Below are 16,032 nucleotides of genomic sequence, written 5' to 3' on the forward strand. Positions count from 1 at the left end.
GGCTCTAGATGAATGAAATTTTATTTCAATCTTTGAAGCAGTTTAAGTTTAAAATATTTCAAACCGAATGTATATAGCGACAAAAGTATACTTTTGTCTAATAAATAGGACTGAGGACGTAATTCTTTATCACTGTTCTCTGTGGCTGAGAATGAATATACAAAAAATACCCCAGCAGCTGGCAGCATCGGGCTCATAAGTACTGTTACGACTTACGAACCGCCTACCAACACTGGGGTATCACTTGAGTATCGAGGTATCTGGCTATTGAAAGCAACCACCTTAACAAAATTGTTCATTCGTGGATTGCATCCTTCCATTGTTACTCCACGCGGTACCATCGCTGTCCTGTACGCGGATTGTAATAAACCGTTACCTTTTTCCCTGTTGATGGATCGATACTAACTTCCGAAGTCTCCTCGAAGCCTTCCGGCACATGTTCATGTTCATTCGCTTGGTGACGGCGATCTCGGAAAGCTGAGACAATAAGAAATACGATAAAAAAGAGCAACTGCAATGAAAAATAAACAATCAAAAACGTTATCATCTTACTTCACGATTAGGCCGAAGCGTTACAGCCGTGCCGTATGCAACAATTTCACTCATATTGGTTCCGACCTCACCAGAGTCGAAGCGCACCATTATGACAGCATCCGCCCCCATCGCCTGAGCGTTTGATACTAAGCGATCCAGCGCTTGCTTCCTTGCATCCTCCAGCATTTCCGTATATTGAGTGATTTCGCCTCCAACCAATCCTTTGAATGCAGCAGCGATATCCTTCCCCAACCCTCGTGCGCGAACGGTCAGTCCGAATGCTGTACCGAGTACTTCCTTTACTTCATAATTGGCCACTTGCTCTGTTGTTACGATAATCATCATCAATACTCCTCCTCAACCGCCTTTTCTAGACGGAAACCCATAATGAATCATAAAGTATCTATAGTACGGTTGAGACGATCCTTACGTTCAATCTTCATCATTATTTATTTTAATTTACATAATTAAATTTATATATTCATACAGGCGAACCTTATCTCATCGATTTATCTACTGTAATTCTTACATCACTTTTCGCTTATAATAGACGCGTGTCCATAGGAAGATGGCGTTCCCGATTAATAGGATGGTAAATTGCAATCCGCTATTCCCCTTGACAGTAAAATCATACAGCCCCCACACCAGCAATGCGATCGTATAGAACATGTAGCCGTTCTTCGCTGACTTGTCATTATGATAACGTTCCATTTCATCTTGCTTTCTCATCTTGATGCCTCCTCATAAGTGAACAACTGATCGACTGTGACCTCTAACGTTCGTGACAGCTTGAACGCTAGCGCTAAGGTTGGATCATACTTATCATTCTCAATCGCGTTAATCGTCTGCCGACTCACTTCACACCGCTGAGCCAGCTCTTGCTGTGACATGCCCATTCGCTTGCGCAGCTCTGAAATCTTGTTTTTCATAACGAGTTCTATCTCCTCAAATGTAAAAAACATTTTACATCTTTTATTATAGTGATCCATATTAATATGTCAAACACTTTTGACATCCCATCATTCGGTGACATTCCTATTCTTTACCCACTTCGCAATCAATTGGATAGCCCGCTCCATTTCTTCAAAGCTTGCGTAAGCGTACGATAGTCGAAGTTGATGCTTGCTCGAACGATCATAAATATGACCTGATGTGTTGATTGCGCGCCTCGTGAAGGCCCGATCGGAGCCACTCCGCTGTAACTTGTTGCGATAATGAGCTGGAGCCGTAATCCATCTGCATTTTAATATCTGCCAAGCGTTCTATCACCTCTCTCGAACCAACAATCCAGCCCATTCGTAGGCCAGGGCAAACACACTTGGACATCGTTCCTACGTAGAGGACTTGTCCATGCTTATCCATCGACTTCAATGATCGTGGCGCCGGGGCATCCAGCCATAACGATTCGTAGGCACTGTCTTCAATAATCGGCAATCCAATGCGATTGCTGATGTTCATTAATGCTTCTCTTCTGTCCTGCTCCATCACCGTACCCGTTGGATTATGGAAGCTAGGAATCGTATACAGCAGCGAAGCCTTATACTGTAGAGCATATTGCTCCAGAGCATTCACTTGTATACCGCCTTGATCCATTGGTACACCAACCATTCTTAGTCCGGCCGATTGGAAGGCATGAATAGAATATAAATAGGAGGGCTTCTCTACGAGCATAGTGGATCCACGACCAACGAGGCCTGCTGCAATGAGCTGCAGTGCTTGAAGTGCCCCCGAGACAATCAATATCGAGTTAGGCGCTGCTTCAATGCCTTGCTTCGACAACTCTTGCTGAGCTGCTCTCGCAGCGGATAATGCCCAAGCGGCTGTTCATACCCGAGTAATATTCCATGATCGATTGCACAGCGTATCGTTTTCTCCATCTCTTTTGTTGGCAATAAGTCAGGGGAAAGCTCGCCCGTGCCCATGCGAATCATTTGCGGTGAGAATTCCATGTTATTTATCGTCTGAATAATCGGTAAATTGGGATAATGTGAGCCTTCTTCCACATATGCATTCCAATTCGGTAGAATAGGAGACATGCTATCGACACGATGGACTATGTCCGATATAACCGTACCGCCTCCGCTATTCCCTTCAATAAACCCCGCATCAGTCAAGCAATCCAAGGCCGCTACCAGCGTGCTTCGATTCACACCCAATTGCTTCGCAAGCTCACGTTGTGCAGGGAGTCTCGCACCCGCTTCCCATTCCATAGACAAGATTTTAGATTTCATATAATGCTCGATTTGTTTATACAGCGCGATCGATGAGGATCGTTCGAGTCTCCAATCGCTGTAGTCAATGCTGCACGTCTTTCGCATATGTTCCTCTCCTGCACCATGTTGATTGATAAGCTTATTATAGAATTTGGTTGGTCTTGAACTCAACCAAATGGTCGGGGACAATTGTAAATAGCTGCGTTATGATATTGTCTTAGAACCGGTTCTATGGATGATGACAAACGGAGGTAGATATCAATGGTCGAGGCATTCGTTCACGGAATATTGCTCGCACTTGGCCTTATATTGCCGTTAGGCGCACAAAATGTGTTTATTTTCAATCAAGGGGCTTTATCTAAGCCGTTCGTAAAGGCCATCCCTGTCGTGATAATAGCGGCATTATGCGATACCCTGCTTATTCTAGCAGCAGTTCAAGGTATCTCGCTATTCATCTGGAAGTGGAAATGGCTTCAATACGGACTGTATCTATTGGGATTCATCTTCCTATTATATATGGGTTGGAGTCTGTGGAAGTCGATAAGCAGGTTGAATGGGAGTCAGGGAAATGCTATGAGTGTCCCGAAGCAAATGATGTTTGCCATGTCCGTCTCTCTTCTGAATCCGCACGCGATTCTCGATACGATTGGCGTTATTGGAACGAACTCTTTGCAATATTCCGATGAACTCAAGTGGGTATTCACAATTGCATGTATCGCAATCTCGTGGCTGTGGTTCCTGGGACTTGCTGCAGTAGGTCTTTTCACTCGCAAAATCGATGCTGACGGCCGCATCCTCACTTGGTTGAACAAGATATCCGCGATCACCATTTGGTTGATTGCACTATACATGTTGGTTCAACTGCTAACCGGTGGTCTGGATAAAATTAGTTAGCTGCGATCCCATCATGAGGAACGTAATACAGCAATACTCCCTGCTCTTTTTAGCGAGCAGGGAGTATTGTTCGTTTATATCGTAAATTTTCGAAGTTCTTCTTGCAGATCTTGCATTTTGCGATTCAATAAGGTAGCTGTATCCGATATTTCTTCCACAATAGCGAGCTGCTCCTCGGTCGAAGCGGCGACGCTCTGTGTATTCAGTGATGAATCCTTCGCTATGGATGCGAGGTTGTCTAATGTAGCAGCGACCTCCTCACTACCAGCAGACATCTCTTCAGCAGCAGCCGATACCTCTTGAATTTGCTCCGTGACCTGCTGCACAGACGTCCATATTTTGCTAAAATGCTCCCCGGCCTCTTCTACAATTAAGGTTCCTTGTTCAGCCTGCTCCGTATTTTCGCCCATCGCTTCGGCCAGTTCCTTCGTAAATGCAATTACTGTATTCACCATCTCAGCAATTTGTTCCGTAGAGTCCTTCGTTTGCTCTGCAAGCTTGCGTACCTCTTGGGCAACAACGCCGAAGCCTCGTCCATGTTCTCCTGCCCGTGCCGCTTCAATAGAAGCATTGAGCGCCAACAAATTGGTTTGCACCGCTACATTGCCAATGATACTGACGATATGCTCAATCTTCTCGGATTGATTCAACAAAGACTGTGTAATCGCTTCTGAACGACTGACGGAATTTCTGATCTGTGCCATCTGATTCACCGTCAGCTGAACAACCTGATTGCCCTGTTCTACCGACTCTGTTGCATCCATGCTCAGTTCAGATACGGCAGAGGATGATTCCGCGATTCGCTGGATGCCGATTGCAATTTCCTCCATAGCAGCCTTACTTTCTTCGGCACCTTGCATCTGCGTGTCCGAACCAGCCGCAACTTCTTGAATAGAGCCGGATATTTCATAGCTGGATTGAGATGTTTGCTTAGCGATTACCGTCAGTTGCTGTGACGATTCCGCAACCTGATCTGCAGTCGTCTTGACATCGGTAACCAAGTGCTTGATTTGAGCAATCATCGTGTTGAAACTATCAGATAGAACGCCGATTTCATCTTTCGAGCGAACCGGAATAGATACCGTTAAGTCGCCGGCCGCCACTCTCGTGGACAGAACGGACAACTCTGTAAGAGGCTTAACTAATCGGCGTATTAAGAAGGCAATCACGATAATAAACACGATACCGATCGATGAGCCAATACCAACAATTTCCCACAACATGGAATTCAGATCGTCTTCAATCTTCTTATTATTGAAATCTATGGCAAAGACCGCTATCGTCTCATTCCTGTCATTATAGATCGGCCTCAGCACCGTAATCCATTCGCCATCAAGATCTTCATAGATGTCACTAAAGCCAACACCTGTCCGCTCCATTTCATGGATCGCATCGACAAGCTCTGGCTTGATCTCATACTCGCTTCCTGGCGCATTTCCTAATTCAACAAAGGAATCGTTGCCCTGAAGCACCTTCAGATAGAACTTTCCATCACGTTCCGTGAAACCGGGAGCAAGCAAGTACGAATTCGATATGAAATTGTCCCGTACCATGCTGTTCAAGCTCTCCTGAATCCAAACAATATTCTTATCCTTTGCATATTGTGAGGACTCCATTGACTTAAGCTTGTTAGCAGCTCCTGCAATACCCTCCGTTTCTATCTCGATATTCTTCGTAAGCGTAGTATGAAGGGATAGTAATTCATCATTATAGATTTTTCTCTCCATCATATATGAGGATGATATGAATACAATAGACATGACCATAAGAAGAATGGTCACGACGATGATAGATTTCATCACTAAACCTCTGTTTTTCATTCAATAGCCTCCTAGTTGACTGACAAACAGGTTATATACAGGAGTTCTTTCCATTCGAATCCTATTGCCTATAAACCTTGTCCGATTTTGCTGACCGATCAATCTATGCCAATGAGCTATATATCGTCATATTTCGACAAAAATGAATAGGCAAATTTAAAAATTTTGTGGATTATTTATAGAAAAAAGAGCATGTATATCCGAGTATGGGGAAAAAGCGTCCCTTTTAAACGAAGTCATCTACAAAAAAACATCCTTGCCGAAATAATCGGCAAGGATGCTAATGGTAAGATTCTGCATGCACAGACAGCATAACTACTAACTACTAACTACTAACTACTAACTACTAACTACTAACTACTAACCAGATAACGCCATATCAATTCGATATTGAGTCGCTTTTACACATTTTTTGCAAACTTTAAGAGATGTGCCATCGCTTTTTGTTTGCGTGTACAATACTTTAATCCGTGTGCTTCCACACACTGGGCATGTTCCCCGTCCATGTGATGGAACGTTCCATAATGCTTTACCGCGTTTTGTTTTAGCCATTTCGTTTCCCCTTTTTCGTATCTATTATCGTAAATGTGGTGTGGCTCCGCGCGCTTCGCGAACGTCCTTCACCACCTGTTTCATAGCTTCTATAGCATCTTTTTCAATTTGTTGGGCAGAGATAAGAGTGGTCACCATCTCGTGACATAGCCCCTCTTCATGCGCATCATTCCAGTCGTGTCGTAATCTTCGGAGGATTGCCACAATATCATCATATAAGCCCGCTAGAACTCGATATTTCTCAGCCAGCTGCTCCAGCCCATCCATCGACTGCTTCATATCATGCAAATAACGAGCAATGTAGTGCTTGAACGTACGATACATGGACAATGTTTGCTCCGCCCCATCCCAATCCGCCGTGCCCGACTGGATTTCCTCTATCATTGCATCATAAGCTTGTTCGCCACATGCAAATTGCTCAGGCGGCAAAATGCTATCATGCTGCTCCCATTTATAAATCGCCTGCACCAGCGATTCCGTAATCAGATCACGTACATCTAAGGAAATGCTTCGTTTGGATATCCGCTGTATAAATACAATCGACGAATTTCCCGTTTGCCCGAGTGTCTGATAAGACACCTTGCATCCGCTATTCCCGCACGAATCTATTGCGAAAAAACACTGTTCTGCTTCGTCATAGCCATAGATCGTGTAGTACTGATCGTGCCAATAAATGAGTCCGACACCTTCTTGTAGAGAAAGCTTCATTTCTTCGATTGCATACTTACGAGAGACCGGGAAGACCGGATCTGTATTGTAGCCTGCATACGTCTCTGAGTAGAGACCAAGCAAATCCGCAGCAACGAAGTGTTCGGCAGGCCAGTTATAGGCCGTCACAGATATAGCATCCAACTGACGATGAACGGACATGCGGAAGGCCAATGATGACATACACGCAATCGTATGCTTCGGATACGTGGTTAGCCCGCCGGCCAGCAGTACACTATGGAAATGATCGATAAACGTTTTTGTTTCCGGTACGATTTTCATATTTCCAAGGATAATAGACGTCATCTCTTCACCTGCACCTATTCTTAGTTGTTGACCGCAATTATCTTGGCGCCGTCGATCCCCAGTGGAGACTGTTGGAACGCGAACGCATGACTTCCTCGTAACCGATTTCAGTGCGCAGTATTTCAATCGCTGCTCGTTCATGTTCCCTCGCAAGGTGAGCCTGCTCGATTAGCTGTGGTACATGGTCTGATTGGATGCACAGCTCATGTCCCGACCCATTCTGAACCGTCGCTTTCATTACTTGAAATGCCTCATCTACAAGTTGATAAAGTTGAACAATCTCTGCAGATATGCCAACCTCATCTTGGATAGAAGCCAAATACTTCATCATGTCACGCTTGATACCAGCATAAGAGCTAATGGTATAAGCGCTACCATGCGGATGATATTGTTGACTAGACAGTGCGGCAATCATATAATCGTATGCTTTACAGCCTGCAGCAAAGTCCAGATCCGGCAAAGTTCGATGCGGCGTATCCCAATCTGTAACTGCTGTAATTAGCGACTCTCGGTAGATTTCTTGGTACGGCATGTCCACTGCACCAATAATCGTTTGATAGTACCAGAACGGCGTAGGATTATCGATGATGCCAAAATTCCGATACAGCAGCACTTGTTGTTCCTTCGAGTAACCGTCTAGATAGAAGAACACTTCGTCCTCATCGTCATAACCCGTAATCACGGCAAACTCAGGCTTCCAATAGACGACGCCTATTCCTCGATCGATGCTGTGCTGAATATGACGTATCGACTCCTGCTGCGCCAATTCAAACGTACGTTGACGCGTATGCCAAGCAAATTGATTTGATTCAATCCCAATTCGAAGGAGCGCATTGCCATGTTCTTCTCCCAAGTTGCCGTATGCTGTAACCGAACTCCTTGATAATTCCTTGTGAATAACAAACTTAGATAATAGACCTGTCATTCCGCCTAGCATATATTTCGAACCCTCGTACAGACCAGCACCCGTGAGAACAGCATGCAGGGCATCCACGTAAGAACGATGTTCAATTTGAAAAGAAAGAGATAGAGTAGTTCCTATACTCATGAGCGGCCGCTCCTCTCTTATCGCGATAATCCAATTATAGTAAAGAAGGTACGACATATAATGTCATACCTTAAAATTCGTTTTGTTTTTTGTCTTTCCTGTTATATTTACGCCTATTCGCTAAGCATCCCCATTATTTGTTCACATCTTGCTTTTACCTTCTCTTTCAGCCATTTCGGTTTCACAATCCTTGCCCAATCTCTTGTTGACATCAACTGATTTATAAATAAGGATACATCGAAAAATTGGATCTCGAATACCACCGAATCTTCTCGTTTCATAAGATTGTAATCTCTCCATGCTTCCGAAGGCTTATCTATAAACTCTATGATTGCCGTAAATGGCTGAACAGGAAGATTCGATGAACCGAAGGTAGAGGGCAGTTCACCATTTAGCCGAGATATTCCCGCTGCTCGTTCCATTCGGATGATTCGATCCAAGCGAAGCATCTTCTGCTCCTCCTCCTGCTCGCACCATCCAATGACGTAATCGACGTATTGCTTGTAGCACAGCTTATAGGGGTGAAACGTATACGTCTCTGCTCCTTCCATACCGTCATATTGAATGGTAAGCACTTGGTTGTTCTGAATGGCCATGCTTAGTTGATTTGCTATGTCAATGATCTCGGCATTGATCTCATAAGCTGGAATTTGCTGAGACTGCAGCTCATTAACGTCTGACAAGCGACGGAACAATTCTGATACTTGCATCATAATTGGCAATTTCGCTTGGTATTCATCATAACCGCCATAATTGTAATCCTGATAACGATGAGACAAGAATGCCAGCGTTCGTCTTAATTCTTCCGTAATATACGTGCTAGGCAAAGCAAATGTCGCATCCGTATACCGATAGCCTCTTTTTTTGGCATCATACTGAAGAGGAGCTCCAAGAGAGTTGACCATATATTCAATATCTCGATTGGCTTGTCTGGTAGACAGTTCGAATTGATGTGCTAATTGAGTGCAATTCGGAAAATGATTCGATCGTACTTCTTGATCAAACCATAAAATTCGATGCATGTTGCTCAAATCCAAGTTCCCCCTTGTAGACATAGACAAAACAACAAAATCACTATGTTGTGCATAACTTCGTAATTGTTGGAAGTCGGCCTTATCGTCGTTATTGTTAGCGTTCCAACCATCCATATGACTTCAAGGTCAGCAGCCGATTGACGGTTACGTATCCCCGCCATTCCATCTCGCCTGCTGGACTCACTGCTGGCCAGCTTATTGGCCAACCGCCATCCTCTTGCTGCTCTTCCACTAGGGATTGCAGATGGTCTTCGATTTCTTTCTTAGTGACAAATTGTGCGCAGTAGCTGTGACACGTTGGTGCCCAATCCAGCACCTTATGAACATACCCTTCCGCCTTCGTATTGCGTTCAATGACACCTGGCAGCTGCAGCCATTCGTTCACCTTCTGCAATGCACTCTCTGCTCGTTCCTTATCCGGATGCGCAGTTAAGAAGGAGATATATTGTATATTGCTGTGATAGCCTTCATTACCGGCTGCCTCTAGCTGATTCCACATGAACTGCTCAGCCTGTTGGAACCATTCTTCTCGGGTGAGCTCAGGAACGGTATGCTGCTTCATCAAATACCCGAGAATATGTCCCGTAGGATTTATGGAGGCATGACGATCATCGGCGACTGTCCACCAAGGCGCGTGTGGATATTCATTCGCTGACGTCTGAATAAGAGGGAATCCTCCAGTGTCGCCTACTGTAACCGATTTCAAATAGCTGCCGATTCCAACGATTAACTCGCGGTCATATTCGTCAATCTCCTGCATAATTGATAGTGCTACTTCTGTCGGTACAGGCTGACTATGCGGACAACGAATATCTGGCTCCAGCGCTTGACCGAAGCCGCCATCCTCATTTTGAAAACCTGTAAGGGCTTTGATAACAGCTGCCTTGCTCCCTTGGCCGAAATGATATTCAAAACGTCTGCGGTCGAGCAGTCTCGCATTCTCGTAAATAAAGCGCTGCGCGCGATTGAAGCTGTCTACACTCAACATTATTATCAACTCCTATAATAATTAGTGTGGTTCATTGCATGAACATCTTGTCCCGCCTCGTCATTGCAGTTTAACGCAGCTTCAGGATTTTATTAAAATAAGTTACTGCTTCTGAAGTCGTAGAACGAACAAGACGTTCATAGAGCTGTTCCTTCGCATCCTGTACAGATATCATTGACGTCTCGATACCCAGATTCTCCAGCCAATGGTCAATCGTCTCATAGGATGTACTATTCCATCCGTTCACTTCGCCAGCGCTATTGCGCCGTTCTGTCACACCCGAGATGACAATATCCATCGTCCCCTGCAGCTCATTTAACGCATTGTCGAATGCCTTCTTCTGATCAGGGGATTTCATATCTGCCTTCACTCGAAGCAGCCTCGTATCGATACCGGGATGTTCAACAATGATGCCATACAACAGCTTCGCCTCCGGCGACATCTCACCCGCTGCATACCGTTCCTTGACGGAACGAGTATCGCCAAGTACGGAGCGGACAATCGATACCCACTCCAGCGAGATAAACACCCCTTTCTTCTTGATGAACTTGCCGTAGGCAGCAACCCCATCCCCAGGAAATTGAACCCGCCATCGCCAGGGATCCGCATCCGTGTCACTATGCCATGCTGATTCTTCTGTCACACCCGCAAGTGAAGGATGATGGGGTGCAAGGTTGGCCAGCGGCAGAATACCCACTTGGCGAATAAGCTCAACTGCTTCTTTATAACTGTGAATCAAATTCGTATTCGCGCTCATCTTCGATTTCATCCCTTCTTCGTCTGATCTAACATCTTCTTCCTTCCTCTGTTCCAATCGCTATGTATCAAAGAGAGACCTAAAGGCCTCACGTTGTTCCCTTGTACCTCTCATATACCTGATAAGCATGCTTATAAATGGCTTCTCGCAATTCCACAGGCTCCAACACCTCTGCATCCAATCCAAGGCCATAGAAGAAGCGCTGTGCCCATTCCCATTCTGATCGAGGACAGTTAAACTCAACCTCTCCCACATCTTCACCGGTTTCATGCACCAATTCCCCAATATGTTCGTCTTGCTCGACAAGCAGCATGCCACGATAAGTCAGTTTTGCCCGGATTCGGATCGGGTCTTCCTTCTTCACGGCTTCTAGATTACGCTTTACTTGGCTGACCTTGCCGTTGTCCCCGTTGCCCTGTACTGTGCGTACATCTTCATCTTCGGCTATCGAGATTTGAGACATACGATCGACACGGAACGATCGATCTTCACCATGTGTTAACGAATAGGCTTCACAATACCAGAACCCATGTGCAGAATATATCCGCTTCGGCTGAACATACAACCAACGCTGATGCTTCTGAGAACGATAAAATATATGGAGCCACTTGGGCTTCGCCTGTGATAGATGCGCAATCAGCTGCTTCAACTGCGGAGCACGGTAGTTTCTTGTAGGTACGGACAGCTCGACACGCTCTAACATCGGTTCTACCTCAGTCAGCACTTCACTGGAAACGATCTGCTTCAGCTTGTCCATGACCGTCCAACGCTCCTGATTGAATGGTGAATCGGGAAGCTGTGTCATGCCTTGCAGCGCGAAGAGCACGGTTAATGCTTCTGTGGTCGATAATTGAAGCGGCTGGAGCTTGTAGCCATCCATTAACCGATAGCCCCCGCTTGAACCCGCTGTCGCATATAACGGTACTCCCATCTCGCCCAATGCCTGCATGTCTCGGATAATGGTACGGCGAGAGACTTCGAATTTCTCTGCTAACGATTGAGCCGTTTCGGAACGGTGATGGAGGGCGATAATGATAGCAATTAATCGATCGATTCGTTTCAATGGCTTCTCCTTAGCTGGATGATTTTCATGGTTTGACCTGATTATATCATGTGAATGGTGACAGCTTGTATGTCACCATTTATGATCGGATAACAAAATTTTTGCGACGATTCTCTGGCTGAAATTGTTACATCTCATCGACATCCTCATCAATGGTACATACCAAATCGTTAGAATCTGATATAGTTAATCCGACACATTACGGCGCTTACGCCGCAAGGAAGGACATCGGAAGATGAATGTATACGCGAAGCATACGCTTCTAGAAGAAGCTTCAACATTTATTAGGCAATGCTATCAAGAGCTTGGCAAGCTCCCAACTGACATAGAGGGGCGCCTATCACAAATACATTCCGAGATTGAACATACTGGCACTTATTCGCATACTACAGAAGAACTAACTCACGGAGCTAAGATGGCTTGGCGCAATAGCAATCGCTGTATTGGCCGCTTGTTCTGGTCATCCTTGCATGTGGTTGACGCCAGACATATAACCGAGGGTAAGCAGATCGCAGACGCGTTAGTCCAACATATTGACTTCGCAACAAATGATGGCCGGATTCGTCCTGCAATCACGATTTTTCCACCTGCTCATCCAGACGGAATGCATCCTGTTCGGATATGGAATCATCAGTTGATTCGCTATGCCGGCTATGAGACTAACCAAGGCATCATGGGAGATCCACACTCGCTCCCATTTACCCGAATATGTGAATCACTTGGATGGCTGGGAGAACGCACTCCGTTCGATGTACTGCCTCTTGTCATTCAGACAGGAACGAACCCCCCGCAGCTATTTGAGATACCGAAGTCCACCGTCATAGAGGTGCCGCTCATCCATCCCGAGTTCGAATGGTTTGCCGAGCTGCAGCTGCGTTGGTATGCTGTGCCGCTTATTGCTGATATGCGTCTTGAAATCGGCGGCATCTCCTATCCTGCCGCGCCATTCAATGGCTGGTACATGGGAACAGAAATCGGCGCACGGAATTTGGCCGATGAAGGACGATACAATTTGCTGCCAGTCATCGCAGAGCAAATGGGGCTGTCTACGGTGTCGAATACATCACTGTGGAAGGACAGGGCTCTTGTTGAGCTTAATGCCGCAGTGCTTCACTCCTTCAAGGAAGCGGGTGTTAGCATCGTAGACCACCATACGGCAGCACAACAATTCGTTAAGTTCCAGGAGCAGGAACAGAGTTGTGACCGTGCTCATACAGGCGACTGGACATGGCTGATTCCACCGATGTCACCCGCCGCAACACCTATTTTCCACCAAAGCTACGACAATACGATTGTGAATCCGAATTTCTATTATCAATCTGTACCGTATATTAACGAAGCATGATCATCAATTATTCTGTTCTCACAAGGGCCTGCTCGCCAAAATATCCGAGCAGGCTCGTTTCTTTTTATTCCGTAACACAGAACATTGGGACAATAAAGTGCAGGTGCACGAAGCTTAATGAGTCTCAGAGTCTCACTCTATCGCCATTTGACAACTTCTACGTATAGGTCTATATTAATTTCTGCAATCAATAGTTTCCTAACTCAACTATTGAATTATTCAAGTAATAAGGAGGAATTAACATGACTGCATCATCACCCGAGTGGATCGTCATTCAAGGGGCTCGGGAACATAACTTGAAGGATGTCACTGTTCGTTTTCCACGAAATCATTTGTCCGTTGTATCCGGCGTATCTGGTTCAGGGAAATCAACCCTGCTGTTTAACATACTTGTCCAAGAGGGTGAGCGCAAATTTGTTAGTGCTTCCGGACATGCAGCAGACAACGTGCAGCGGCCAGATTATGACGACATCTACGGTCTGTCCCCTATCGTCAGCGTTAGTCAGCATCATCATAACTTCAGCCGACGCTCTACCGTTGGAACATATAGCGAGATTTATACATATCTGCGTTTGCTGTATACGGCAATTGGAGAGCGTGCTTGTCCGCATTGCCACGCTGCGTTCAGTTATGCGGATATACGTACGACCCCTGTTCGTCTGTCTGAGGAAGAGCATTCCCATCAGAAGCACTATGCGTGTCCTTCTTGCGGACAACCCGTTGAAAATATAACCATGGCTCACTTTTCCTTCAATTCACAGCTCGGTGCATGCCCGGCGTGTACCGGTCTGGGCGAACAAATTGAACCCATTCTCGATGCAATTGTACGTCCCGATTTGTCGATTCAAGATGGAGGCATTCAAGTATGGAAAAAGGGATTCCTGTGGCACTTTGCTCCGCTTCTCTTGCGTGCAGCCAAATATTATCACCTTCCTCTGTATGAAGAAGATCTTCAGCGGCCGATCGGCGAATTGCCGGACATCGTGCGTCACATGCTGCTGCACGGCACGGACGATCCACGCATTCGCGAGCTTCGCCCTGATGCCCCTGCCCCATCCAATATGAAGCAAGGCAAATATGAAGGTGCCGTGAACAGCCTACTGCGCCGATATTACGAGGGTGACGATGACGAGGAATCGCTGCTGGAATTCGCCCGCTTCCTCCGTACAGTTCCTTGCGAGTCCTGTCACGGTTCGCGGTTGAATGCAACAAGCTCGTACGTCCTGGTGAACGGGACGCCTATCCACCATCTTATGTCTATGTCTCTAACTCAACTGCTGAATTGGCTTGAAGGCTTACCTTCTGCTCTGCCTGAGCGATACGTCGAAGCGGCTCAGCCTATCTGCAGGGAATTATGGGAACGTACACGAAGTCTCATGAATGCGGGACTGAACTATCTATCACTAGATCGAAGCTTTTCTAGCCTATCTGGCGGAGAAGCGCAACGTATGCGGCTGGCTTCTTTGCTGAATTCGAACTTGAGCGGCATGATCTGCGTACTTGATGAACCTACGACAGGATTGCACCCGCAGGATACCGACAAGCTGATGCGTTCGGTGCGTAAGCTGGCCTCACTCGGCAACACCGTAATCGTCATTGAACATGATATCGATGTTATCCGACAAGCCGATTATGTGGTGGACATCGGTCCAGGCGCAGGAGAGCTTGGAGGAGAGCTTGTCTTCCAAGGCACGGTTAATGAGTTGCTGTATCATCCGGAATCCATGACGGCTCAAAGCCTTCGTGAATCTCTGAATCGGCATCGTTCAACCGCTCGAAGCTGGAACCGCACATTAACCATCCGCGATGCACACACAAACAACCTAAAGCATATTACTGTGGACATTCCTCTGGGCATCATTACCGCCATTGCTGGCGTGTCGGGCTCCGGAAAGTCCACGCTGGTCATGGAAGAACTGCTTCCCCAGTTGCAATCAATTGGTTCGGCATCGAATGCTTCTAGCCGAATTGGCGGTATAGAACATATTCAGCATCTCGTCGTTGTCGATCAGCAAGCGATGGGCAAAATGTCCCGTTCTAATGCTGCAACCTATACAAAGGTATTCGATGACATTCGGGAATGGTTCAAGGAATTGGCCTCTAGACAAGGCTTGCGGTTGAAAGCCTCTGATTTCTCCTTCAATGTAGCTGGAGGAAGATGCGAATCCTGCAAAGGCACGGGCAGTCTTAAGGTTCAGATGCACTTCATGGCCGATCGCTTGATTCCTTGTCCGACTTGCCACGGGAAGCGTTATCGTGAGAAAATACTGTCTGTGCAATGGCATGGACATTCCATAGCCGATGTATTGGGCATGAGCATCGAGCAAGCAAGAGAACTGTTCCGCGATATTCCGAAGATCGCAGTCAAGCTGGATTGCTTATGCGATATAGGCTTAGGATATTTGCGGATGGGGCAACCATCCAGCACATTCTCTGGAGGCGAGGCGCAGCGCGTCAAGCTGGCAGCAGAACTATTCAATGCCCGCAGCGGCCACACGCTGTATATATTGGATGAGCCTTCCGTCGGATTGCATGACCAGGATACGAGCAAATTGCTTGCCGTATTGAATCGGCTCGTCGATCGCGGGGATTCGGTTCTACTGATCGAGCATAATACCCAACTTATCACAAATTCGGATTGGCTGATCGAGCTTGGCCCAGGAGGAGGGCAAGAGGGTGGTACCGTCATCGCCACCGGTACGCCCGATTCGTTGAAATCCAGCAATGACTCCATTATAGGGGCCTATCTATAAAATATAGCCACAGGAAA

Annotated in this window: 17 protein-coding genes; 3 read left to right on the forward strand and 14 right to left on the reverse strand. The window is 46.3% G+C overall.

Translation table 11 applies throughout. The features are described from left to right. Positions 1-322: 322 nt before the first annotated feature. From AZ66_RS04270 to AZ66_RS33715, 6 genes are all read right to left on the reverse strand, one after another. Positions 323-535 carry a hypothetical protein gene (locus AZ66_RS04270; protein WP_052648383.1) on the reverse strand — a complete coding sequence of 71 codons (213 nt, stop codon included), beginning with the start codon at positions 533-535 and terminating at the stop codon, positions 323-325. An 8-nt stretch (positions 536-543) separates the two neighbouring features. Further along, complete coding sequence (locus AZ66_RS04275) at positions 544-876, reverse strand: YbjQ family protein (RefSeq protein ID WP_044353739.1); 333 nt, start codon at positions 874-876, stop codon at positions 544-546. A gap of 183 nt (positions 877-1,059) precedes the next feature. After that, positions 1,060-1,263 carry a hypothetical protein gene (locus tag AZ66_RS04280; protein WP_021261482.1) on the reverse strand — a complete coding sequence of 68 codons (204 nt, stop codon included), beginning with the start codon at positions 1,261-1,263 and terminating at the stop codon, positions 1,060-1,062. Beyond that, complete coding sequence (locus AZ66_RS04285; protein ID WP_021253811.1) at positions 1,260-1,463, reverse strand: helix-turn-helix transcriptional regulator; 204 nt, start codon at positions 1,461-1,463, stop codon at positions 1,260-1,262. Before AZ66_RS04285 ends, AZ66_RS04280 begins: the two co-directional genes overlap by 4 nt. 205 nt (positions 1,464-1,668) lie before the next feature. Further along, the gene (locus AZ66_RS33710; protein ID WP_052648384.1) at positions 1,669-2,313 is read right to left on the reverse strand and encodes an aminotransferase-like domain-containing protein; all 645 of its coding nucleotides are present in this window, start codon (positions 2,311-2,313) and stop codon (positions 1,669-1,671) included. Then, complete coding sequence (locus AZ66_RS33715; protein WP_052648385.1) at positions 2,271-2,852, reverse strand: GntR family transcriptional regulator; 582 nt, start codon at positions 2,850-2,852, stop codon at positions 2,271-2,273. The genes AZ66_RS33710 and AZ66_RS33715 overlap by 43 nt, the downstream gene beginning before the upstream one ends. Before the next feature lie 156 nt (positions 2,853-3,008). On the opposite strand from AZ66_RS33715, the gene AZ66_RS04295 reads away from it, so the two are divergent. Continuing rightward, positions 3,009-3,641 (forward strand): LysE/ArgO family amino acid transporter, encoded by a 633-nt coding sequence (locus tag AZ66_RS04295; RefSeq protein WP_044353724.1) that lies wholly within the window; start codon positions 3,009-3,011, stop codon positions 3,639-3,641. Positions 3,642-3,715: 74 nt separating this feature from the next. Here the strand turns inward: AZ66_RS04295 and AZ66_RS04300 are convergent, their stop codons facing one another. The 8 genes from AZ66_RS04300 to AZ66_RS04330 form a co-directional block, all read right to left on the reverse strand. Further along, the gene (locus tag AZ66_RS04300) at positions 3,716-5,461 is read right to left on the reverse strand and encodes a methyl-accepting chemotaxis protein (RefSeq protein ID WP_044353725.1); all 1,746 of its coding nucleotides are present in this window, start codon (positions 5,459-5,461) and stop codon (positions 3,716-3,718) included. Between the two features lie 360 nt (positions 5,462-5,821). After that, a complete protein-coding gene (locus AZ66_RS30400; protein WP_021253815.1) occupies positions 5,822-6,013 on the reverse strand; it encodes a hypothetical protein in 192 nt (63 codons plus the stop codon). A 24-nt stretch (positions 6,014-6,037) separates the two neighbouring features. Next, on the reverse strand, positions 6,038-7,027 hold the full coding sequence (locus AZ66_RS29635) for a hypothetical protein (RefSeq protein WP_052648386.1): 990 nt from the start codon (positions 7,025-7,027) through the stop codon (positions 6,038-6,040). Between the two features lie 37 nt (positions 7,028-7,064). Beyond that, positions 7,065-8,075: a hypothetical protein gene (locus AZ66_RS04310; RefSeq protein WP_052648387.1), complete on the reverse strand. Its 1,011-nt coding sequence runs from the start codon at positions 8,073-8,075 to the stop codon at positions 7,065-7,067. Positions 8,076-8,188: 113 nt separating this feature from the next. Beyond that, the gene (locus tag AZ66_RS04315; protein WP_231586727.1) at positions 8,189-9,097 is read right to left on the reverse strand and encodes a helix-turn-helix transcriptional regulator; all 909 of its coding nucleotides are present in this window, start codon (positions 9,095-9,097) and stop codon (positions 8,189-8,191) included. 106 nt (positions 9,098-9,203) lie between these two features. Beyond that, positions 9,204-10,097 carry a hypothetical protein gene (locus AZ66_RS04320; protein ID WP_044353727.1) on the reverse strand — a complete coding sequence of 298 codons (894 nt, stop codon included), beginning with the start codon at positions 10,095-10,097 and terminating at the stop codon, positions 9,204-9,206. Between the two features lie 70 nt (positions 10,098-10,167). Beyond that, positions 10,168-10,854: an AlkZ-related protein gene (locus AZ66_RS04325; RefSeq protein WP_021261473.1), complete on the reverse strand. Its 687-nt coding sequence runs from the start codon at positions 10,852-10,854 to the stop codon at positions 10,168-10,170. Positions 10,855-10,942: 88 nt separating this feature from the next. Continuing rightward, complete coding sequence (locus tag AZ66_RS04330) at positions 10,943-11,917, reverse strand: helix-turn-helix transcriptional regulator (RefSeq protein ID WP_044353728.1); 975 nt, start codon at positions 11,915-11,917, stop codon at positions 10,943-10,945. A gap of 235 nt (positions 11,918-12,152) precedes the next feature. Between AZ66_RS04330 and AZ66_RS04335 the strand changes: the two genes are divergently transcribed. Together AZ66_RS04335 and uvrA are read left to right on the forward strand one after the other, a co-directional pair. Then, positions 12,153-13,262, forward strand: a complete 1,110-nt coding sequence (locus tag AZ66_RS04335; protein WP_044353729.1) for a nitric oxide synthase oxygenase — start codon at positions 12,153-12,155, stop codon at positions 13,260-13,262. 242 nt (positions 13,263-13,504) lie between these two features. Further along, complete coding sequence (gene uvrA / locus AZ66_RS04340) at positions 13,505-16,015, forward strand: excinuclease ABC subunit UvrA (protein WP_044353730.1); 2,511 nt, start codon at positions 13,505-13,507, stop codon at positions 16,013-16,015. The last annotated feature ends 17 nt before the right edge of the window (positions 16,016-16,032 follow it).

The sequence above is a fragment of the Paenibacillus sp. E194 genome (assembly GCF_000935845.1).
Lineage (GTDB): Bacteria > Bacillota > Bacilli > Paenibacillales > Paenibacillaceae > Paenibacillus_B > Paenibacillus_B alvei_B.